The following is a 19,910-nucleotide window of genomic DNA, read 5'->3' as shown; positions in this document are numbered from 1 at the left end:
ATTGTTAATATTAGCAATTAAAAACCGGTATCATGAACCTAAACTTAAAACTCGAAAGAAAAATCAAAACCAAACAATCAACCATTGGCGAACTATCAATAAATGGCGCCTTCGAATGTTTTATACTGGAGGACGTAGATAGAGGGCTAAATAGCGGTATGAGCCTTGCCCAAATTGCATCAATAAAAATTAAAACGCAAACAGCCATCCCTACAGGAACTTATAATGTAGTCAAATTTTTCAGCCCCAAACACAACGAAAACCTGCCATTATTAGAGAATGTACCCGGTTTCGCCGGAATTGAGATCCATGTTGGCAATTTTGCCAAGGACACCGACGGCTGCCTTCTCCCTGGTGAAGATAAAGGCGTTGATGCTGTTCTGCATAGTACAATGGCTACAGCTAAACTCAACACAAAGATTTTTGAGGCCCTTAAGGCGGGAAGTACCGTGACCATTGAGGTTATTTAATATAGCAAATTATAAATGCTTGAAGGTGAAATGACGCATCTACGCCGTTATGCTGAGTGATTAAAATCCATGGGCTATGAAGGTTAGATGACAAAGAGGGACTGTCAGTCTGAGCCCGTCGAAGACTCGTGCGCAGAGGCCCTGTCCGCCATACTTCGACGGGCCCAGTATGACACCCTTTTTAGTGGTCATTTGAGAAGACTACCTTGGATAAACAAAGACTTGTTTAATATTCTAAAACGAATTAACTGCCGGCAAGGTGATCCTGAATGTTGAACCCTGTCCCTCGGTGCTGGTAACGCTGATAGTGCCTTTATGCTTTTCAATGATCTGGCGTACAATACTCAACCCAAGCCCGGTCGACTTTTCGCCGCGTAAACCGGCTCGGCCTGCTTTTGAAAATTGGTTAAAAATTTCCGGCAGCATATTGGCAGGGATGCCCATGCCGTAATCCTGAACTTCAATAACTACCGTATCATTTAGTTTAAGCAGGCGCACATCCACATTATCCCGGTCTTTAGAAAATTTCACCGCATTGCTGATCAGGTTATCAATAACCCGGTGAAATTTTTCGTGATTTATGAGCGCATGGGCAACACTTACCGAACTGCTGAAAAGTACATTAACTTTATTACCCAGCTGTAATTTCCATTCGCCCACTATGTTGTTAAGCCATTGGTTAAGCTCGATATCTTGAGTTTCAATAACCGCTATGTTCTCGTTTCGGGCTGCTTCCAGTAAGTCATCAATAATACTCCGCGCTTTTACGCAGGATGCCTTCATCATATTGATGTTGTCTTGTGTCTCCTCATCTACCTCATCAAGTTCCATCATCATGGCAATTGATTCAACAGCAGCTATCGGGTTACGCAGGTCATGTGCAACCATACCCAAAACCTGGTTTTTAAACTCGCTTGCTTTTTCAATTTCCGAGTTTTTTTCGCGGATTTCTATCAGCTGAAAATAATAGTTGGCTTTGTAGGAAAAAAGTACCTTGATATAAAATAAAAGCCGGAAAGTAAGATAGCTGAGATCAACTGGTTATACAACATATCCGTAGCCGGCGTTTCACTGTAAAATAGCAGGGAAGTAAAAAAAGCTCAATAGCAATAAGCAGCAATACGGTTTCATAGTATTCAAAAACAATTATCACGCTGATCAAGCTTAATGCAACAAGGTATAAGGTGAGGGCATTACTCGGATTAGAGGTGGCTATAAAGCTGGAATACATGCCGCAAACAATAATATAAAGCGCAAACAAAAATACAAGCAATGACATGCCTGTTGTAGCTTTTTTATGGCTTTTGAAACTAACGATAAAAAGGTTACTGGCTATCAGGAAAACAGGAGTTATAATAATGAAAACCCAGTTGCTGAAATTAAACTCGGGAAAGTTTTGAGCTTTCGTTAAGCTAATGGGGAATACAAGATAAAGGATCCGGATAATTACATTAAGCAATAAAAATACTATACTGGCACCCCTTATGGCCACCAGGTTTTGGTAAGTATAATGCAAACGGTATTGCGACCGGTATTTTACCGGGAGACTGTTAAAAAAGAAATGGGTGTTCAATTAAATTTTATGGGTTAAACAAAATTATAAAAATATTTTCAAATAATGTAACAGAAATGTGACAAGGTATAGTTAACCCTTTTACGAAATATTCGGTCAATGAAAATATAAGCCTATTTTGATGAACCTTGATTGTTTTTTAAAAAAGGATAAGTATAATTTACACATCATAAAACCAAGTCACATGTTAATGAAATCTCTTAAATCTATCGCAATTGTCATTACTGTATTAACAACTTTTTCCTGCAGAACTGTAGAAAGAGCTAATCAGAAAGAAATTAAACCGTTTGTAGGCATCTGGAAGGATACAACCAATCCGGGATCTCAAGTCGTATTCATGTCAGACGGCAGCTTTTATAACATTGCAAAAGAAAATAATGTGCAGATTGTTACACACAGCGGTACTTTTAAAGTCTTATCCGACAGTATTTATGTATTGACGATTACAGACGCGAGGCCCAACGCCACATATGATCTCAAAGGAAGGCAGTACGCCAATTATTACACTTTAAGCAGCGATAGAAAAACGATGAAGACAAGTGGTGTGGTTGACGGAAGAAATGGCGGAAAAGGGCTTGCCTGGACCTGCAATTTAGTTAAAGTTGATAAATTGGATAATTAAACCCGCGACCGGCTGACTGACTAAAACTCATCACATTATAGCCCTCCATTTACAGACAACAAGAGTTGCACCCTCGCAATTATCTTTATCCATTACGCAGTATTTCACTAACAGGCAAGCCCACGCCTGTCTGTTAGTGAAGTGTTTTTTAAGCTCATCTGATTTATTTAGCGTCTTTAAACATCTTCACTTGACGCATACTTTTATTATTGTTTTAATGTATTAAACGACAAATTGCCTCGTACTATTGTTAATAGTAATTCGTAAATTGCTATTAATTATGGCAAAGTGTCATTGCGATTTAATTTAAAATGACAATTTTTCACTATGGATACTATGGCCGATAAATTGACTAACCATGAGTACTATGAATTTTAACAACTTTACCATAAAAGCTCAGGAAGCCGTACAAAAGGCATCTGAAATTGCTGTTGGTAACCAACAGCAAGCAATCGAGACCGCGCATCTGCTTAAAGGCTTATTGCTGGTTGATGAAAACGTAATTACCTACTTACTAAAAAAACTAAATGTTAACCTGAACAGGTTAAATGATACGTTAGATGCGCAAATTGCATCGTTCCCCAAGGTAAGTGGCAGCAACGTATACCTTCTCGTCTGAAGCAAATTCGGCTTTGCAAAAAGCGTCGGGATATTTAAAAGAATTTAAAGACGAATTTGTATCAGTTGAGCATGTGCTGTTAGGCATTTTAGCCGCCGGTGGTGCGGTAAGTAGCATCCTAAAAGATTCGGGTGTTAATGAAAAAGACCTAAAAAAAGCAATTGTTGAACTCCGCGGCGATAGCAAAGTAACTGATCAAAACGCCGAAGCTACCTATAACGCCCTTAACAAGTATGCCCGTAATTTGAACGAATATGCGGGTTCGGGCAAGCTGGATCCGGTTATTGGCCGCGACGATGAAATTCGCCGGGTTATCCAGATTCTGTCACGCCGTACCAAAAACAACCCGATTTTGGTTGGCGAGCCTGGCGTTGGTAAAACTGCCATTGCCGAAGGAATCGCTTTCAGGATCATCAAAGGTGATGTACCTGAGAGCCTTAAAACCAAAGTGGTATACTCGTTGGATATGGGCGCACTCATTGCGGGCGCCAAATATAAGGGAGAGTTTGAAGAACGGTTGAAAGCTGTTGTAAAAGAGGTTACCCAAAGCGATGGAGAGATCATCCTTTTTATAGATGAGATCCATACGCTTGTAGGTGCAGGCGGGGGAGAAGGCGCTATGGATGCGGCCAATATCCTGAAACCGGCCCTGGCCCGTGGCGAGCTTCGTTCGATTGGTGCTACTACCCTTAATGAATATCAGAAGTATCTTGAAAAAGATAAAGCTTTGGAACGCCGTTTCCAGAAAGTGATGGTTGAAGAACCTGATGCTGCTGATGCTATATCTATTTTACGTGGACTGAAAGAACGTTATGAAACCCACCACAAAGTGAGGATCAAAGACGAAGCGATCATCGCCTCTGTCGAAATGTCACAACGCTATATTTCCGACAGGTTTTTACCGGATAAAGCTATCGACCTGATGGACGAGGCAGCATCAAAACTTCGCCTGGAAATGGATTCGGTACCGGAAGTGGTTGACGAACTGGAACGCCGCATCATGCAGCTTGAAATTGAGCGTGAAGCTATCAAACGAGAAAAGGACGACCGTAAGGTTGCCGAACTAAGTGAAGAAATAGCCAACCTGTCGCAACAACGCGATTCATTACGTGCCAAATGGAAAGGTGAAAAAGATCTTGTTGATGGCATTAACACTAAGGTTGAGCTGATAGAAAATTACAAGCTCGAAGCCGAACAGGCCGAACGTGCGGGCGATTACGGTAAGGTAGCCGAATTACGCTACGGTACTATAGTTGAAGCCCAGGCCGAAGTTGAAAAGCTGAAAGCTGCCCTGCTTGAAAATCAAAGCGACAGCCGTATGCTTAAAGAAGAGGTTACCGCCGATGATATTGCCGGTGTAGTAAGCCGCTGGACAGGAATCCCGGTAAGCAAGATGATTCAGAGCGAGCGCGAGAAATTGCTCAACCTTGAAGATGAATTGCACAAACGTGTGGCAGGACAAGAAGAAGCTATTGAAGCAATAAGTGACGCCATCCGCCGCAGCCGCGCAGGTTTGCAGGATAAACGCAGGCCAATAGGTTCGTTCATATTTTTAGGTACAACCGGTGTAGGTAAAACCGAGCTGGCTAAGGCCCTGGCCGAATACCTGTTTAATGACGAAGGCGCGCTTGTGAGGATAGATATGAGTGAATACCAGGAACGCCATGCTGTTTCAAGGCTGATAGGAGCGCCTCCGGGCTATGTTGGGTATGATGAAGGCGGGCAGTTAACCGAGGCCGTTCTGTCGCAAGCCTTACAGCGTGGTACTGTTGGATGAAATTGAAAAAGCCCATCCTGATGTATTTAACATCTTGTTGCAGGTACTGGATGATGGCCGTTTAACAGATAATAAAGGCCGTGTGGTGAATTTTAAGAATACCATCATCATCATGACCTCCAACATCGGTTCCAACATCATCCAGGAAAACTTCCAAAACCTGGAAGATGAAAACCGCGATGAACTGATAGCAAAAACCAAGAATGAGCTGTTCAATTTGTTAAGGGCAACTATCCGTCCGGAGTTTTTGAACAGGATAGATGAGATTATTATGTTTACTCCACTTAACCGTGATGAGATCCATGATATTGTTAAGCTACAGTTTAAACAGGTACAGCAAACGCTTGCCGAAATGGGTGTAACTATCGAAGCATCCGATGAAGCCTTAGATTGGTTGGCCCAGTTAGGTTATGATCCTCAATTTGGTGCACGTCCGTTAAAACGCGTTATCCAGAAAAAGATCCTGAACGAGTTGAGTAAACAGATCCTGGCGGGTACAGTTGATAAAGACAGCGTTATTAAAATAGATATGTTTGATAACCAGTTCGTGTTCCTGAACTCGGCTAAAGAAGCTACGGAACCAGCTAAATAAGCTGTAGAAAAATAATTAAATGTAAAAAGGCTTCCCAATTTGAGAAGCCTTTTTTATTAACAACCGAGAATCTATTAAAAAACTTCAGCTGTTTGTTTAGTTACCGATGCTAAGCTGACCCCCGTAAGCTGATCGGCAAAGGCTACGAAAGCCTTACTCTCAAATATACGATGTTGATTAGCGATCAGATTTTGCAAATTGATTTTTCCTATCACAAATTTATAACTACCTGAATAGTAGCGCTCATTGATGTGCTCAAAATTCAGCGCTTCAACCAGTTCCTCGTCATCATAACGCAGGTAAATGGTTAATTCAATGTTATTGGTAAAATTAAGGTCTGTTTTTTCTTTAGCTTTTTTGTATTCATACTGGTAGTTATAGCGCAACGCGGCAATATCCGACAGTACAGCCGAACCGGTAGGGTGACCGCCCGCGCCTTTTCCGAAAAAGAATTGCTGATCGGCAAAGGCGGCTTGTACGGTTACGCCGTTATATTCATACTCAACGTTGTATAAAAACTCTTTGTCGTTTACAAACTTAGGTAATACAAACAGGGCAACGTTGCGGTCGTCAAGTTCTTTGGCTACCGGCACCAGTTTAATTTTGAGGTTCTTTTCGCGGGCATATTGCAAATCGGCAGCTGCAAGGTTCTGAATACCCAGGTTAAATACCTCATCGGGCTGTACAACTACACCATAAGCATGCGCTGCGGCAATAACCAGCTTGTATTTGGCGTCAAAACCACCAACATCACTGGTTGGGTCGGTTTCGGCAAAACCCAGGTCCTGGGCTTGTTTCAATGCGCTATCATAATCGAGCCCTTCAATAAAGCCTTTTGAAAGGATATAGTTTGATGAACCATTGAAAATACCGCTGATGGAATGCAGTAGTTCATTATCATAATACTCTTCCAAATTGCGGATAATAGGGATACTACCGCAAACAGCGCCTTCATATAATAATGATGTGCCGTATTGATGCTGGATTTCGATTAGTTCGTCCAGATGCAGGGCGATCATTTTTTTACTGGCAGATACTACGTTTTTTCCAGATTTTAAAGCCCTTGAAACAATTTCAAAAGCAGCTTCGGTATCATTGATCAGTTCAACAATGGTATTGATCTCCGGGTTATTAAGCAGTTCTTCTTTGTCGGTAGTAAATAAATGTGCCGGTAAAGAACGTTTTTTATTAGGGTCTTTAATAGCAAATTTTACTATCTCGATATTTAAATGCTTTGTTTTGATGATATCATATAACCCCTGGCCAACAACTCCAAATCCGAAGAGGCCGATATTTAACTTTTTACTCATTACGCTGTACGTTGCAGTTCTATAATTTTTCCTTTCACATCGGTTTTAAAAAATGATGTGAATATTTTTGTTAATGCTTCTGTTTCAATTAAAAACCCATCGTGCCCATAAAACGAATCCAGCTCGGAAAAGGCAGCTTTTGGGATATGCCTGAACAGGTATTGCTGTTCTTCAACAGGGAACAAAACATCCGACGAGATGCCAATAACTAATGTTTTTGCCTTGATGAGACTTAACGCTTTATCTACACCGTGACGGCCCCGGCCCACATTGTGTGAGTCCATCACTTTGGTCAGGTACCAATAACTATAGGCGTTAAAGCGGTTCACCAGCTTTTGCCCCTGGTAATTTTGGTACGATGAAGAACGGAAATTGTCCTGCACATCGTCGGCTTCTTCCTGTTGGGTAATGCCGTAAGTTTTATAAGTACGATAACTTAAAAGCGCGATACTGCGCGCAGCTTTTAAGCCTTTCTGACCGCCTTCGGGCGTATTGCTGTAAAAGGTGCGGTCGGTTGTGATAGCTAAACGCTGCGACTCGTTAAAGGCGATGCCCCATGGCGAGTGCTTGGCGTTGGTAGCTATCAGGATCAGATTTTTGATCCGCTCTGGCTCAATAATAGCCCATTCCATAGCCTGTTGGCCACCTAACGAACCTCCAATTAATACACTGATATTATTGATGTTTAAATGCTGGGCAAGCAACTGGTGCGCTTTAACCATATCCCTTGTAGTAAACTGGGGATATGAAAGATAATATGGCTGGCCGGTAACCGGGTTAATGCTCAACGGACTTGTAGTGCCGTAAGGAGAACCCAAAATATTGGCGCAAACTATAAAATGCTCTTCCGGGTTAAAAAAATAACCCTCGCCAATAAGCCCTTTCCACCAGTCAAATACATCGCTGTTGGCAGTAAGCGCATGGCAAACCCAAACAACATTATTTTTCTCCTTATTTAACCGGCCATAAGTGTGAAAACCTATTTCTAAACCTTCAATTGTACGGCCCGATTCAAATTCAAAAGTATTAGTGTATTTAAATATCTCTGCGTTCATTCTGTTGTTTTGTTATTTCAGGTGCAACCGGTATTTCCGGCTGCAACCTGCAATAACGTTTACTATATCACTTAAAAAAACTATACATTATTAAACTAACTCACCCTCACCTTGCTTGATTTTTGCAAAAGCCTGCTCAAAATCAGCTTTGATATCGTCAATATGCTCAATACCAACAGCCACTCGCAATGAAGCTGGCGTAACACCGGCCGATAATTGCTCTTCATCAGATAATTGCTGATGTGTTGTTGCTGATGGTTGTATGATGAGCGTTTTTGCATCGCCCACATTGGCTAAATGACTAACCAGTTTCAGGTTGTTGATCAATCTGCTAGCCTGCTCTTTACTCCCCTTAATCTCGAATGACAATACGCCACCGAAACCATTCTTTAAATATTTTTTAGCCAGCTCATGATATGGCGATGATTCCAGTCCCGGGTAATTTACACTTGCCACCTGTGGGTGCTGCTCCAGCCATTTGGCCAGTTGCAGGGCATTATCAACGTGACGTTGCACACGCAGAGAAAGTGTTTCAAGTCCCTGGATATTCAACCATGAATTGAACGGAGCTTGCGACGGGCCGAAATCCCTTAATCCCTCAACACGGGCGCGGATAATAAACTGGATATTGCCAAACGGGCCTCCAATGCCAAATACATCGTTAAATATCAACCCGTGGTACCCCTCAGATGGTTCAGTGAATTGCGGAAACTTACCGTTACCCCAATTGTAATTGCCTGCATCAATAATGACGCCGCCAATACTGGTACCATGTCCGCCAATCCATTTGGTTGTTGACTCAACAACCACATCAGCGCCATGTTCAATAGGGCGGAAGAGGTAACCACCGGCACCGAAAGTATTATCAACAATTAATGGCAGGTCATGTCTTTTGGCAACTTCGCTCACCTTTTCAAAATCGGCAATGGTAAAGCCCGGGTTACCAATGGTTTCCAGGAAAATGGCCTTTGTTTTATCATCAATAAGCGCCTCGATACTGGCCGCAGTATCATCTTTGGCAAAGCGTACTTCGATACCCAGGCGTTTGAAAGCTACTTTAAACTGATTGTAAGTACCGCCATATAGGAAAGGTGAAGTAACAAAGTTATCGCCAACCTGTAAAATATTATTAAGGGCAAGGAATTGGGATGCCTGGCCAGAGGCTGTTGCCAGCGCAGCTACACCGCCCTCTAACGCCGCGATGCGTTTTTCAAACACATCGGTAGTAGGGTTCATAATGCGGGTATAGATATTACCAAACTCCTTTAATGCAAATAAATTTGCGCCATGTTCGGCGCTGTTGAATACGTATGAAGTAGTTTGATAAATGGGCACAGCGCGTGAACCTGTTGTTGGATCAACTTCCTGGCCGGCATGCAATTGTAAGGTTTCGAATTTTAAGGCAGACATAGTTGTAATTTTTTAATGTGTTTAATTTAGATTTTGAATGTTTAGATGAATTTGGAAAGCCGGTTTAAAAACAACCGGTTTAAAAACACGCTTTTTTCAGAGAATGAAAAACAGGAGCTTGCTAAGCATCAACAGCAGCAACACATACAAATACAGCCAATAGGGGAGCTAATACGTTGTATGTTACCGTTTGCGGTGTAAAAAGTGTTGCGTTGCGTAAATTTAATTAAACTTTTCATGGTTATAAATTTATATTCCCCGGTGTTATTTGCCGGGACAGGAATTGGCACCTTCTTCAACATTGAAGGGTTGCCAGCGGGTCATTGAGCCTGATCTCTCGCCGCTTCTTTATAAATCAACACCCGAACTATGTGCGGAGGATTGATCGACGTTGGTATCACTACCAAATAATGTTGCGAATATAAGGGATTGTGAGGTAATATACCAAATTTTATTTCTTTTTAAGGTTAAACGTAAAAGGCCAAAGGCAAAAGGTTCATTCGAGAACAATTTTAAGCTTAGACAAATGCAGCTACCTTTCGCCTTTAACCTTTATCCTTTTACCTTATTTACCTTAAAAGGCCTAAGCAAGGGCCTGCTCCATATCAGCTATTAAATCATCGATATGCTCCAATCCAACGGAAACCCTTAGCAGGTTTCGTGGTGTTTTGGTATCCGGCCCTTCAACAGTAGCGCGGTGTTCTATTAGGCTTTCAACACCACCAAGGCTGGTAGCTTTGATGAACAATTTAAGCTTATTAATAATGTTATGCGTGTCATTCTCATCGCCTTTAATAGTAAAGGATAACATACCGCCAAAAGCCAGCATCTGATCTTTAGCTATATCATGCTGTGGATGCGATGGTAAACCGGGATACATTACCTGTTCAACATGAGGGTGCTGTTCAAGATATTCGGCAAGTAATTGAGCGTTTTGTACATGGCCCTTTACGCGATATGGCAGGGTTTTGATGCTGCGTACCAGGTAATAACAATCCATAGGCGAGGGGATAGCGCCGCCCATTTCCTGCACCTGGCGAATTTTTATCCACCAATCGTTGTTCTCTGCAGTAATCAAAACGCCGCCCATCAGGTCGCTGTGTCCGCCAAAATATTTAGTGGCTGAGTGCATAACCATATCCGCGCCCAGCTCAATTGGTCGCTGGCACATAGGGGTGGCAAATGTATTATCGCACAAAACTTTAATGCCTTTTGCTTTGGCAATAGCAACCACCCTTTTAATATCGGTTATTTTAAGCAGGGGGTTCGATGGTGTTTCTATCCAGATCAAACCTGTTTCGGGCTTGATGTGCTGTTGTAAAACCCCGGTATCGTTTACATCAATAAAATCGAAGGTAAGGATGCCGGCAAAAAGGGTTTTAAGCTGATTACGTAAGCCATGATACATATCATCAGGAGCGATAATGTGCGTGCCAGGCTCCAATGATTGAAATACCGACATCCCGGCCGCATTACCTGATGAAAAGGAAGCTGCTTCAACACCTCCCTCTAACTTGGCCAGCACATGCTCCAATGCGTGACGATTGGGGTTCGATGAGCGACTGTAAATATAACCTGCCGGAAAACCGCCATCCTCACCGCGCTCAAACGTGGTTGACATAATAATGGGTTGTATAACGGCCCTTGTTGCTTCATCAACATGGTTACCGGCGTGTATGGCTATAGTTTCAATTTTCATGGCATAATGTGTTATCGCCCAAAATAAACAAGAATATTTGTTATTAGCTGTAGCGTTTTTATATTTTTTGCCGAATAGGTTTAAAAGCCAAACCGCATGAAAAAGTGCCTTATCTTCCTGTTTGTTATTATTGGGCTATCTGCCTGTAAAAAAGATGCTAATGATACCGCTTATGACAAAAGCTATAAAGCATGGCAAAACTTTAAGGCCGAAAGCAAAAATTCATACACTTATACTGTTAACGCCGGTTCAGTTTTCGGTTATGGTTCTGAAACGGAGATTACTGTTCAAAATGGGGTTGTTACAGCGAGGGATTTTTTATCGTATGTTTTGGAATATAAAACTGCAAATATACCCCCTGTTAAAACTATCAGGGAACAATGGCATGAGGATAAAACTTCGTTAAAACAGCACAGTTCAGGTGCTGCATCAATAACCCTCGACCAAGTTTACCAGAAAGCAAAGAACGAATGGCTATCTGCAGATAAGAAAAAGAATACCATTTATTTTGAAACCAATAATAATGGCATGATATCAGGAGCCAGTTATGTACCTAATGGTTGCCAGGATGATTGCGCGATAGGCATCTCCATAAGCGAGATCAAGGCTCTGTAACTTTAATGTAATTTACCGTGAAATTTGGCCGATATGTGTCATAACGCATATTACTTTTGTGCTTTTTAGTACCTTTGACCAAATTTTTAATTGATGCATAATTCAGATAATTTACAGTTTTTACTTAACGATCCGAATTTATCTGCTGATTTAAAGCATATTGCTCAAAAAGTTCTTGACAAACAACGCATCACTTTTGATGAAGGCGTTTTGCTTTATGAGCAGGGCGAACTTGGCTATCTTGGCACTTTGGCTAATTACATCCGCGAGGAACGCCACGGCGATAAAACTTATTTCAACCGTAATTTTCATATTGAGCCCACCAACCTTTGCGTTTACGACTGCAAATTTTGTTCATACTCGCGACTGCTGAAACAAAAGGCGGAAGGGTGGGAGTACACCATGGATGAAATGTTCAACATGGTTACCAAATATGATGGCGAACCGGTTACCGAGGTTCACATTGTAGGTGGTGTGCTGCCGCAATATGATGTGCCTTTTTACCAGGAACTTTTCGCCCGCATCCGCGCGCATCGCCCGGAATTGCATATTAAGGCATTAACCCCGGTTGAATATCACTACATCTTTAAAAAAGCCAAAATTGATTACGCCACAGGCATGCGCCTGATGCAGGAAGCAGGCCTGGATTCAATCCCCGGCGGTGGCGCTGAAATTTTTGATCCCGAAATAAGGGACCAGATCTCGAAAGATAAATGTACTGCCGATCAGTGGTTGGCTATTCATGAAGAATGGCACAAGCTTGGCGGCCGTTCAAACGCTACCATGCTTTACGGGCATATTGAAGCATATAAACACCGTGTCGACCACATGGAGCGTTTACGCCAGTTGCAGGACAAAACAGGCGGTTTCCAGACATTCATTCCGCTTAAGTTCCGTAATAAGGATAACCAGATGTCGCACGTGCCCGAGGTTTCAGTGATTGAAGACTTGCGAAACTACGCCGTAGCCCGCATCTACCTGGATAACTTTGATCATATTAAAGCTTACTGGGCTATGATCAGCCGTACTACCGCGCAACTTTCGCTTAATTTTGGCGTAGATGATATTGATGGAACATTAGATGATACCACCAAAATCTACTCAATGGCCGGCGCCGAAGAGCAGCATCCCGGCATGAGCACCAAACAAGTAGTAGAATTAATTAAACATGTGGGCCGCCAGCCTATTGAACGTGACACATTATATAACGTAGTAACGGATTATACCAACTTTGTGTTCGGCGACGAACCGAAACCGCAGTATTACAAATTACCGGTAATTAATTAAGCTTTTTAAGCTGAAAGCCAAAAGCCGAAAGCTTAAAGCAAAGCAATAAATTTAGCATAGATAAAAGCAAAAAGCTTTAAGCCTTCGGCTTTCAGCTTTGGGCTCAAGAAAATGGTACAAAAAACTTTATATATAGTACGCCACGGCCAAACTGAGTATAACAAACTTGGTATTATACAGGGCCGCGGTGTGGATACCGATTTAAATGACGAAGGTCGTAAACAGGCCTGTCAGTTTTTTGAGGCTTATAAAACCGTTCCGTTTAATAAAATTTACATATCGGCGTTAAAACGTACCCAACAAAGCATTCAGCCTTTTATCGACCTCGGGATACCTTATGAAAAGCTTTCGGGACTGGATGAGCTGGCCTGGGGCATTCACGAAGGCCAGTCGCCAACTATCGATAATAAGGCCGCTTTCCTGCAGATTATGCGTGATTGGCTGGATGGCAAGCTCGACAGTAAATTTGAAGGGGGCGAAAGTCCGCTTGAGGTTGAGGTGCGTCAGCGTGAGGCCATGGAGGTGATTATGAGCCACCCCGAAGAAAAAACGGTGCTTATATGTATGCATGGCCGTGCTTTGCGCCTTTTGCTTTGTATCCTTACCGGTAAACCCTTATCCGAAATGGATAACTTTCCGCACCAAAACCTGGTATTATATAAGGTAACCTACAATGGCGAAAGGTTCGAAATTATCGACTTTAACAATGCCGAACATCTCAAACATTCCGAAGAATAGAAATAGCGAATTTGTGAACAAGATTAGAATATCAGCAGTAAGCTACACTAATACCAAACCCTTTTTATACGGCATTCAACATACCGACATTATTAATAAAATCGACCTGAGCCTTGATATCCCGTCAGATTGTGCCCAAAAGCTTATCGACGACGTGGTTGATATCGGTCTGATCCCGGTTGCTGCAGCACTGAGTTTGCCGCAATGGGAAATTGTTTCTGATTACTGCATTGGTGCCGTAGGCGCGGTAAACTCCGTTTTTATTTTCAGCAATAGTGATATTAAGGACGTAACTACTATTCAACTCGATCCGCAGTCGCGCTCCTCAAATAATCTTGCCCGCGTGCTGCTGAAAAACCACTGGTTGGTAAACCCCAAACAGTTAAGTAATGCGCCGGATTATGCTCAATCTGTAGATGAGAAAACTGCCTTTGTACAAATAGGCGACCGTACCTTCGGTAAAAAGCAGCAATACAAATATGTTTACGACCTGTCCGAAGAATGGCAAAAAATGACCGGCCTGCCATTCACCTTTGCAGCCTGGATAGCTAATAAACCTATCCCTCAGGATTTTATGGACGAGTTTAATGAGTCACTAAAATACGGTCTTGATCATCGCGAAGATCTGTTTAAACAACTACCCATGCGTGATGACTTTGACCTGGTCGACTACCTGATGGTTAAAATAGATTATGATTTAACAGCGGATAAAAAGAAGGCCCTGTACCTGTTTCATGATTATATAAAGGCGTTGTAATCTCTGAACCTGGATTTGGGTGGATTTTTAGGATTACAGGATCAGAATTGTTTGGTTATGTAATCCAATAATCACATAAATCCCGGTTCTGGCAAAAACAATTCCCTTCTCAATTCCATTGCTTATCTTAAACACAAAAACGTTTATCTATGAGCAATACTCCCCAACTATTAAAAGGACAAGCTGCCCTCGTAACCGGCGCCGATAGCGGCATTGGCAAAGGTGTCGCATTAGCTATGGCCGCTGCCGGAGCCAAATTACTGATTAATTATGCCCATAATAAAGCAGCCGCTGATGATGTTATAAGCCAAATCAAGGCCTCAGGCGGCGAGGCATTTGCATTTCAGGCCGATGTAAGCCATGAGGACGAAGTAAAAACCATGTTTGCCGAAATATTTAAGCAATATGGCACTATTGACATTTTGGTAAACAATGCCGGTTTGCAAAAAGATGCCAGATTTGTTGATATGACGCTCGACGATTGGAATAAAGTGATCAGCATTAACTTAACCGGTCAGTTTCTTTGTGCCAGGGAGGCTGCTAAAGAGTTTATAAAACGCGGTGTTGTTGAAGGCGGAAGCAAAGCTGCGGGCAAAATTATCTGTATGAGCAGCGTGCACGAAGTAATTCCCTGGGCGGGCCATGTAAACTATGCGGCCAGCAAAGGAGGTATTATGATGTTTATGAAAAGCATAGCACAGGAACTCGCTCCGCATAAGATCAGGGTGAATGGGATAGGGCCGGGTGCTATACAAACACCTATTAATAAGGAAGCCTGGGAAACCTCGGAAGCGCTGGATAAATTATTGACGCTCATCCCTTACAACCGGATAGGCCAGCCGGCTGACATCGGAAAACTGGCAGTTTGGCTGGCTTCAGATGATTCGGATTACATTACCGGGGTCACAATTTTTGCAGATGGGGGCATGACTTTGTACCCGGGCTTTGCAGATAATGGCTAAATGACATTTTCATGACAACATAAATCGGTTTAGCAAAGAAAAAACGCCATTAATTGGCGTTTTTTCTTTTAGATATTGTAAAATATACACTAAGGTTATTGATAAAATTTAAATTTTATGACTATAAAAGGCTATAATTATTAAATATTCATAAAAGTTCAAGAAAATTTTAAATATTGACAAGTGTAGCGTATTTTTGTTGCAGGATTTAAAATTTAAACGAACATGAAAAAGATATTTTTAACAATAGCAACTGCAGCCTTATTTACCGTTAACGCTTTCGCTGATGGTGGCAAAAAATCAGATGGTGGTACCAACGTTTCTTACGTAGCATTACACGGCTTTACTGCTGACTTCGCTGAAGCTACCAACGTTAACTGGACTGTAACCAAAAACGTTCAAAAAGCTACTTTCACTGTTGATGGCGTTCAAAAAACTGCTTTCTACAACCTGCAAGGTGAATTTTTAGGTACAACTCAACGTGTTGACAACAAAGCTATCCCTGCAAAAGCCCTTCAACAAATCAACAGCGATTACAAAGGTTACGAAGTAGGCGAAGTTATCGTTTACCAGGCTAACACTTCAATCAATGACGCCATCGAGCCAACTTCATATTTTGTTGACTTGAAAAACGACAAACACGAAGTTTTGGTAAGGATTACTCAACAAGCTAACATCGAGTTTTTCCAACAAGTAAAATAACTCCGAAAAATTATAACAATGGAAAGCCGTCCCGAATATCGGGACGGCTTTTTTTATGATTATAAATCACACTTTTATGTCATAAAGCGTCTTTTCATAAAACAAAAAGGGTGTTTTCGTCTTTTAAATATTAATTAATATTTACTTCATATGTCGAAAACAATAATTGTATCAAACCGTTTGCCTGTTAAAATTTCCAAAACTGATGGTGCATACCATTCATCACCAAGCGAGGGAGGATTAGCTACCGGTTTAGGTTCAATATATAAACAGGGCGATAACGTATGGATAGGCTGGCCCGGAATAGAAATTGCGGAGCAGGAAGATAAAGACCAGGTTACAAAAGAACTAAAAGAGTTAAGCCTTATCCCTGTTTTTTTAGATCAGGAAGAGATCAACCAATACTACGAAGGTTTCAGCAACGAGGTTTTATGGCCCGTTTTTCATTACTATGCATCAACGTATGCAGCATACAAACAATCAAACTGGGATTACTATAAAGCGGTAAACAAAAAGTTCAGGGATATGATCCTGAGCATTGCCGGGCCCGGCGACGTGATCTGGATCCACGATTACCAGTTGCTATTGTTACCCGCTTTGGTTAGGCAGGAACTGCCGGATGTTTCCATCGGCTTTTTCCTGCACATTCCTTTCCCTTCAAATGAAATGTTCAGGTTGATCCCGTGGCGTTCGGAACTGCTGGATGGAATGCTTGGCGCCGATCTGATCGGTTTACATACATTTGATGATGTGCGCCACTTTTTAGGTGCGGCTACACGTCTGCTGCCGGTAACATCCAGTGCCAATATCATCAGCAATGGCGAGCGCTCGGTTGTTATCGAGTCGTTCCCAATGGGTATCGATGAAAAAAGGTATCTCGTCGTTACCGCTGCAGGAGGATGTAAAACAGCAGATTGAGCTTATTAGAGAGAATTTCCAGAACAAAAAGCTCATCCTTTCTATAGACAGGCTTGATTACAGCAAGGGGATTCTGCAAAGGCTGGAAGCTTTTCAGCTGCTGCTTGAACAATGCCCGGAGTGTATTGAGCACATTACGCTTTACATGATTGTAGTTCCATCCCGGGATACGGTACCGCAATACGCTCATCTTCGGGATGAAATAGATAAAAAAGTAGGGAAGATCAATGCGTTGTATCGCACTATGGACTGGAGCCCGGTGCACTATTACTATCGCTCATTCCCCATTGAAACCTTGTCGGCACTTTATTATTCGGCCGATGTTTGTTTGGTTACACCCATGCGCGACGGCATGAACCTGGTAAGTAAAGAGTATGTCGCCAGTCGGATAAATAATGATGGTGTGTTGATTATGAGTGAAATGGCAGGATCATCTAAAGAACTTATAGACGCTATAATTGTTAACCCCAATAATACCGGGGAAGTTTGCCGGGCCATTTTACAGGCTATCAATATGCCGCTTGAAGAACAGCGCCGGCGCATGATCCCGATGAGGCAGCTTGTAGCAAAGTTCAATACATCGCATTGGGTTAAAATTTTTATGGACAGGCTGAAAGAAGTAAAACTCATGCAGCGCTCCATGCAGGCCAGACACGTAAGTAACACTACCGAACAAAGCATTATTAACCGTTATGTGAAAACTAAAAAGCGGATTATCTTTTTGGATTATGACGGCACGCTGGTGAATTTTAAATCAAATATCGATCAGGCCTCTCCCGATAAGGAGTTATACAATATTATCAATAAACTCGCAGAAGATCCTGCAAATCAATTGGTTTTGATAAGCGGGCGAAAACATGAAAACCTTGATGGATGGTTTAAGGAAAACGACATCTATCTTATTGCCGAACATGGTTCATGGTTTAAGCAACCCGGCACTTTATGGCATAAAATAAGCGGGCTAACCGATCAATGGAAGCATGATATTTATCCGATATTGGAAACCTATGTTGACCGTACACCAGGCTCGTTCATTGAAGAGAAAACATACTCATTAGTTTGGCATTACCGTAAAGCCCAGGCAGGGCTTGGCGAACTAAGGGCTAATGAGTTGATGAATAATCTTAAATATCTTGCAAGCGATAAAGGGTTACAGTTACTGGCAGGGGACAAGGTGCTGGAAGTGAAGAATATGGATATAAATAAGGGTAAAGCCGCTTTAACACTTACCGAAGGCCGTGATTATGATTTCATTATAGCTTTCGGCGATGATTATACCGACGAAGATATCTTTAAAGCACTGCCCGAAAGTGCTATTACCATTAAAGTTGGCAGTAATCTTTCGGCAGCTAAGTTTTACCTGCGAAACCCATCGGAGGTTAGGAAATTGCTGACCAGTTTTGCTAAGTATACGCCGGTTGAGGAACCGGCAGACAAGTAGGGTTGAATAGTTTAATTTAAAATTTATTATGTCTGCGGTTTAGCTGCGGGCATTTTTTATATTCGGTTCGCGATAATGTGACCTTTTATGAAAAAAATCAGCCTGCTTGTTTTTGCATTAATGCTTAGTTGCCATATTATTTATGCGCAAACCCCGGTTTACAAAATTTATGCGGTAAAGTTCGCCGAATCGGGATATCCATTTAAAGTGAGCGATTGGGCATTGAACGGCCCCAAAAATGAGCCCGTTAAAATTGATTTTATGGTATGGCTTATCAAAGGTAGCAACGGCAAAAACATTTTGGTTGATGCCGGCTTTTTGCGCGATATTGAAGATGCCAAAGAATTTAAACTTAAAACCTATCAACGCCCTGACTCGGCGCTTTTAAAGCTTGGTGTAAAGCCCCAGGATATAACCGATATTATTTTAAGCCACCCTCACTGGGATCATATAGATGGTTTAAGCCTTTTCCCGAAAGCTAAGGTTTGGATGCAAAAGCTGGATTATGAGTTTTTTGCAGGCGCAGCATGGCAAAAAGCAGGAGAGGCAGGTGGTTATGCTAAGCGCGATGTTATCAATACCGTTAATTTAAATTTGGCAGGCAGGCTCAAACTGATAGACGGCGACAATAAAGAGATCATTAAAGGTATAAAAGTTTATACAGGTTCAAAGCATACCTGCAATTCGCAATATGTACTGGTGCAAACCGGGAAAAACAGGGTAGTATTAGCATCTGATAATATCTGGATCTATTATAGCCTTGAGCATTTAGTGCCACCTTCGCAAGGTGGTACGCTTGATCCCCAGGGCTATGTAAAGGCAATGAAACGAATGAAAACGCTCGCCAGTGATGTTAAATTTATAATCCCGGGGCATGATGGCAGGCAGTTAGAGTTCTTTCCAAAAGTTGCGGATGGGGTAGTGGAGATCAGGTAATTATTTAGGTGAATAGCGAATTACTTAATCCAGACTTACGAAGTTTTCGCCGTTGTTGGTGTTGTCACCAACAATTTTATGCTCAAATTTTTTTGCTGTATTGTAAATAGTGGTTATAAAAGCGAGTGGATGAAGAAGTTGTTGGTGACAACACCAACAACGGCATAAGAAGGGAAAAACAGGGTGGTATTAGCATCTGATAATATCTGGATCTATTATAGCCTTGAGCATTTAGTGCCACCTTCGCAAGGTGGTACGCTTGATCCGGTGGGCTATGTCAAGGCAATGAAACGGATGAAAACGCTTGCCAGCGATGTTAAATTTATCATTCCCGGGCATGATGGCAAGCAGCTTGAGATTTTCCCAAAAGTTGTAGATGGGGTGGTGGAGATCAGGTAATTATTTAGGTGAACAGCGAATTGGTTAA

18 protein-coding genes, 1 pseudogene and 1 riboswitch are annotated in these 19,910 nt (G+C 42.0%); of the genes and pseudogenes, 13 read left to right on the top strand and 6 right to left on the bottom strand.

What is annotated here, in order from left to right:
- Nucleotides 1-32 precede the first annotated feature (32 nt).
- Nucleotides 33-470, top strand: coding sequence for a DUF5675 family protein (locus tag ACQ86K_RS14020; RefSeq protein ID WP_091164557.1), 438 nt, complete (start codon nucleotides 33-35; stop codon nucleotides 468-470).
- A 234-nt stretch (nucleotides 471-704) separates the two neighbouring features.
- Here the strand turns inward: ACQ86K_RS14020 and ACQ86K_RS14015 are convergent, their stop codons facing one another.
- Both ACQ86K_RS14015 and ACQ86K_RS14010 read right to left on the bottom strand, forming a co-directional pair.
- Nucleotides 705-1,364, bottom strand: a complete 660-nt coding sequence (locus tag ACQ86K_RS14015) for a sensor histidine kinase (protein ID WP_431200574.1) — start codon at nucleotides 1,362-1,364, stop codon at nucleotides 705-707.
- Nucleotides 1,365-1,503: 139 nt separating this feature from the next.
- The gene (locus tag ACQ86K_RS14010; RefSeq protein WP_431200573.1) at nucleotides 1,504-2,043 is read right to left on the bottom strand and encodes a hypothetical protein; all 540 of its coding nucleotides are present in this window, start codon (nucleotides 2,041-2,043) and stop codon (nucleotides 1,504-1,506) included.
- Nucleotides 2,044-2,233: 190 nt separating this feature from the next.
- On the opposite strand from ACQ86K_RS14010, the gene ACQ86K_RS14005 reads away from it, so the two are divergent.
- Nucleotides 2,234-2,665 carry a hypothetical protein gene (locus ACQ86K_RS14005; protein ID WP_143020716.1) on the top strand — a complete coding sequence of 144 codons (432 nt, stop codon included), beginning with the start codon at nucleotides 2,234-2,236 and terminating at the stop codon, nucleotides 2,663-2,665.
- A gap of 367 nt (nucleotides 2,666-3,032) precedes the next feature.
- A pseudogene (gene clpB / locus ACQ86K_RS14000) lies at nucleotides 3,033-5,653 on the top strand (ATP-dependent chaperone ClpB).
- A gap of 74 nt (nucleotides 5,654-5,727) precedes the next feature.
- Here the strand turns inward: clpB and ACQ86K_RS13995 are convergent.
- From ACQ86K_RS13995 to ACQ86K_RS13980, 4 genes are all read right to left on the bottom strand, one after another.
- Nucleotides 5,728-6,963 (bottom strand): homoserine dehydrogenase, encoded by a 1,236-nt coding sequence (locus tag ACQ86K_RS13995; protein ID WP_091164571.1) that lies wholly within the window; start codon nucleotides 6,961-6,963, stop codon nucleotides 5,728-5,730.
- Nucleotides 6,963-8,018 carry a homoserine O-acetyltransferase family protein gene (locus ACQ86K_RS13990; protein ID WP_091164575.1) on the bottom strand — a complete coding sequence of 352 codons (1,056 nt, stop codon included), beginning with the start codon at nucleotides 8,016-8,018 and terminating at the stop codon, nucleotides 6,963-6,965. Before ACQ86K_RS13990 ends, ACQ86K_RS13995 begins: the two co-directional genes overlap by 1 nt.
- Before the next feature lie 90 nt (nucleotides 8,019-8,108).
- Entirely contained in the window at nucleotides 8,109-9,428 is a 1,320-nt protein-coding gene (locus tag ACQ86K_RS13985) for an O-acetylhomoserine aminocarboxypropyltransferase/cysteine synthase family protein (protein ID WP_091164579.1), read from the bottom strand.
- Between the two features lie 246 nt (nucleotides 9,429-9,674).
- Nucleotides 9,675-9,785, bottom strand: a riboswitch (SAM riboswitch).
- Between the two features lie 226 nt (nucleotides 9,786-10,011).
- Entirely contained in the window at nucleotides 10,012-11,127 is a 1,116-nt protein-coding gene (locus ACQ86K_RS13980; RefSeq protein ID WP_091164582.1) for a trans-sulfuration enzyme family protein, read from the bottom strand.
- Between the two features lie 96 nt (nucleotides 11,128-11,223).
- Between ACQ86K_RS13980 and ACQ86K_RS13975 the strand changes: the two genes are divergently transcribed.
- The 10 genes from ACQ86K_RS13975 (at nucleotide 11,224) to ACQ86K_RS13930 (ending at nucleotide 19,882) form a co-directional block, all read left to right on the top strand.
- Nucleotides 11,224-11,742 (top strand): hypothetical protein, encoded by a 519-nt coding sequence (locus ACQ86K_RS13975; protein ID WP_091164585.1) that lies wholly within the window; start codon nucleotides 11,224-11,226, stop codon nucleotides 11,740-11,742.
- Between the two features lie 93 nt (nucleotides 11,743-11,835).
- Entirely contained in the window at nucleotides 11,836-13,029 is a 1,194-nt protein-coding gene (gene mqnE, locus ACQ86K_RS13970) for an aminofutalosine synthase MqnE (protein WP_091164589.1), read from the top strand.
- A 111-nt stretch (nucleotides 13,030-13,140) separates the two neighbouring features.
- Entirely contained in the window at nucleotides 13,141-13,767 is a 627-nt protein-coding gene (locus tag ACQ86K_RS13965; RefSeq protein ID WP_091164592.1) for a histidine phosphatase family protein, read from the top strand.
- A 13-nt stretch (nucleotides 13,768-13,780) separates the two neighbouring features.
- The gene (locus ACQ86K_RS13960; RefSeq protein WP_091164984.1) at nucleotides 13,781-14,524 is read left to right on the top strand and encodes a menaquinone biosynthetic enzyme MqnA/MqnD family protein; all 744 of its coding nucleotides are present in this window, start codon (nucleotides 13,781-13,783) and stop codon (nucleotides 14,522-14,524) included.
- A gap of 149 nt (nucleotides 14,525-14,673) precedes the next feature.
- Nucleotides 14,674-15,486 carry an SDR family oxidoreductase gene (locus ACQ86K_RS13955; protein WP_091164595.1) on the top strand — a complete coding sequence of 271 codons (813 nt, stop codon included), beginning with the start codon at nucleotides 14,674-14,676 and terminating at the stop codon, nucleotides 15,484-15,486.
- Between the two features lie 225 nt (nucleotides 15,487-15,711).
- A complete protein-coding gene (locus tag ACQ86K_RS13950) occupies nucleotides 15,712-16,188 on the top strand; it encodes a hypothetical protein (RefSeq protein WP_091164597.1) in 477 nt (158 codons plus the stop codon).
- A 150-nt stretch (nucleotides 16,189-16,338) separates the two neighbouring features.
- A complete protein-coding gene (locus ACQ86K_RS13945; protein WP_431200572.1) occupies nucleotides 16,339-17,106 on the top strand; it encodes a trehalose-6-phosphate synthase in 768 nt (255 codons plus the stop codon).
- Nucleotides 17,051-18,547, top strand: a complete 1,497-nt coding sequence (gene otsB / locus ACQ86K_RS13940) for a trehalose-phosphatase (RefSeq protein ID WP_431200571.1) — start codon at nucleotides 17,051-17,053, stop codon at nucleotides 18,545-18,547. The genes ACQ86K_RS13945 and otsB overlap by 56 nt, the downstream gene beginning before the upstream one ends.
- An 87-nt stretch (nucleotides 18,548-18,634) precedes the next feature.
- Nucleotides 18,635-19,483 carry an N-acyl homoserine lactonase family protein gene (locus tag ACQ86K_RS13935; protein WP_091164603.1) on the top strand — a complete coding sequence of 283 codons (849 nt, stop codon included), beginning with the start codon at nucleotides 18,635-18,637 and terminating at the stop codon, nucleotides 19,481-19,483.
- Nucleotides 19,484-19,666: 183 nt separating this feature from the next.
- A complete protein-coding gene (locus ACQ86K_RS13930) occupies nucleotides 19,667-19,882 on the top strand; it encodes a hypothetical protein (protein WP_091164606.1) in 216 nt (71 codons plus the stop codon).
- Nucleotides 19,883-19,910 lie beyond the last annotated feature (28 nt).

Origin of the sequence: Mucilaginibacter sp. P19 (assembly GCF_050632265.1) — a bacterium.
Lineage (GTDB): Bacteria > Bacteroidota > Bacteroidia > Sphingobacteriales > Sphingobacteriaceae > Mucilaginibacter > Mucilaginibacter gossypii.
Note: the sequence above shows the minus strand (reverse complement) of the source record. Positions and strands in the feature narration are given on the sequence as shown.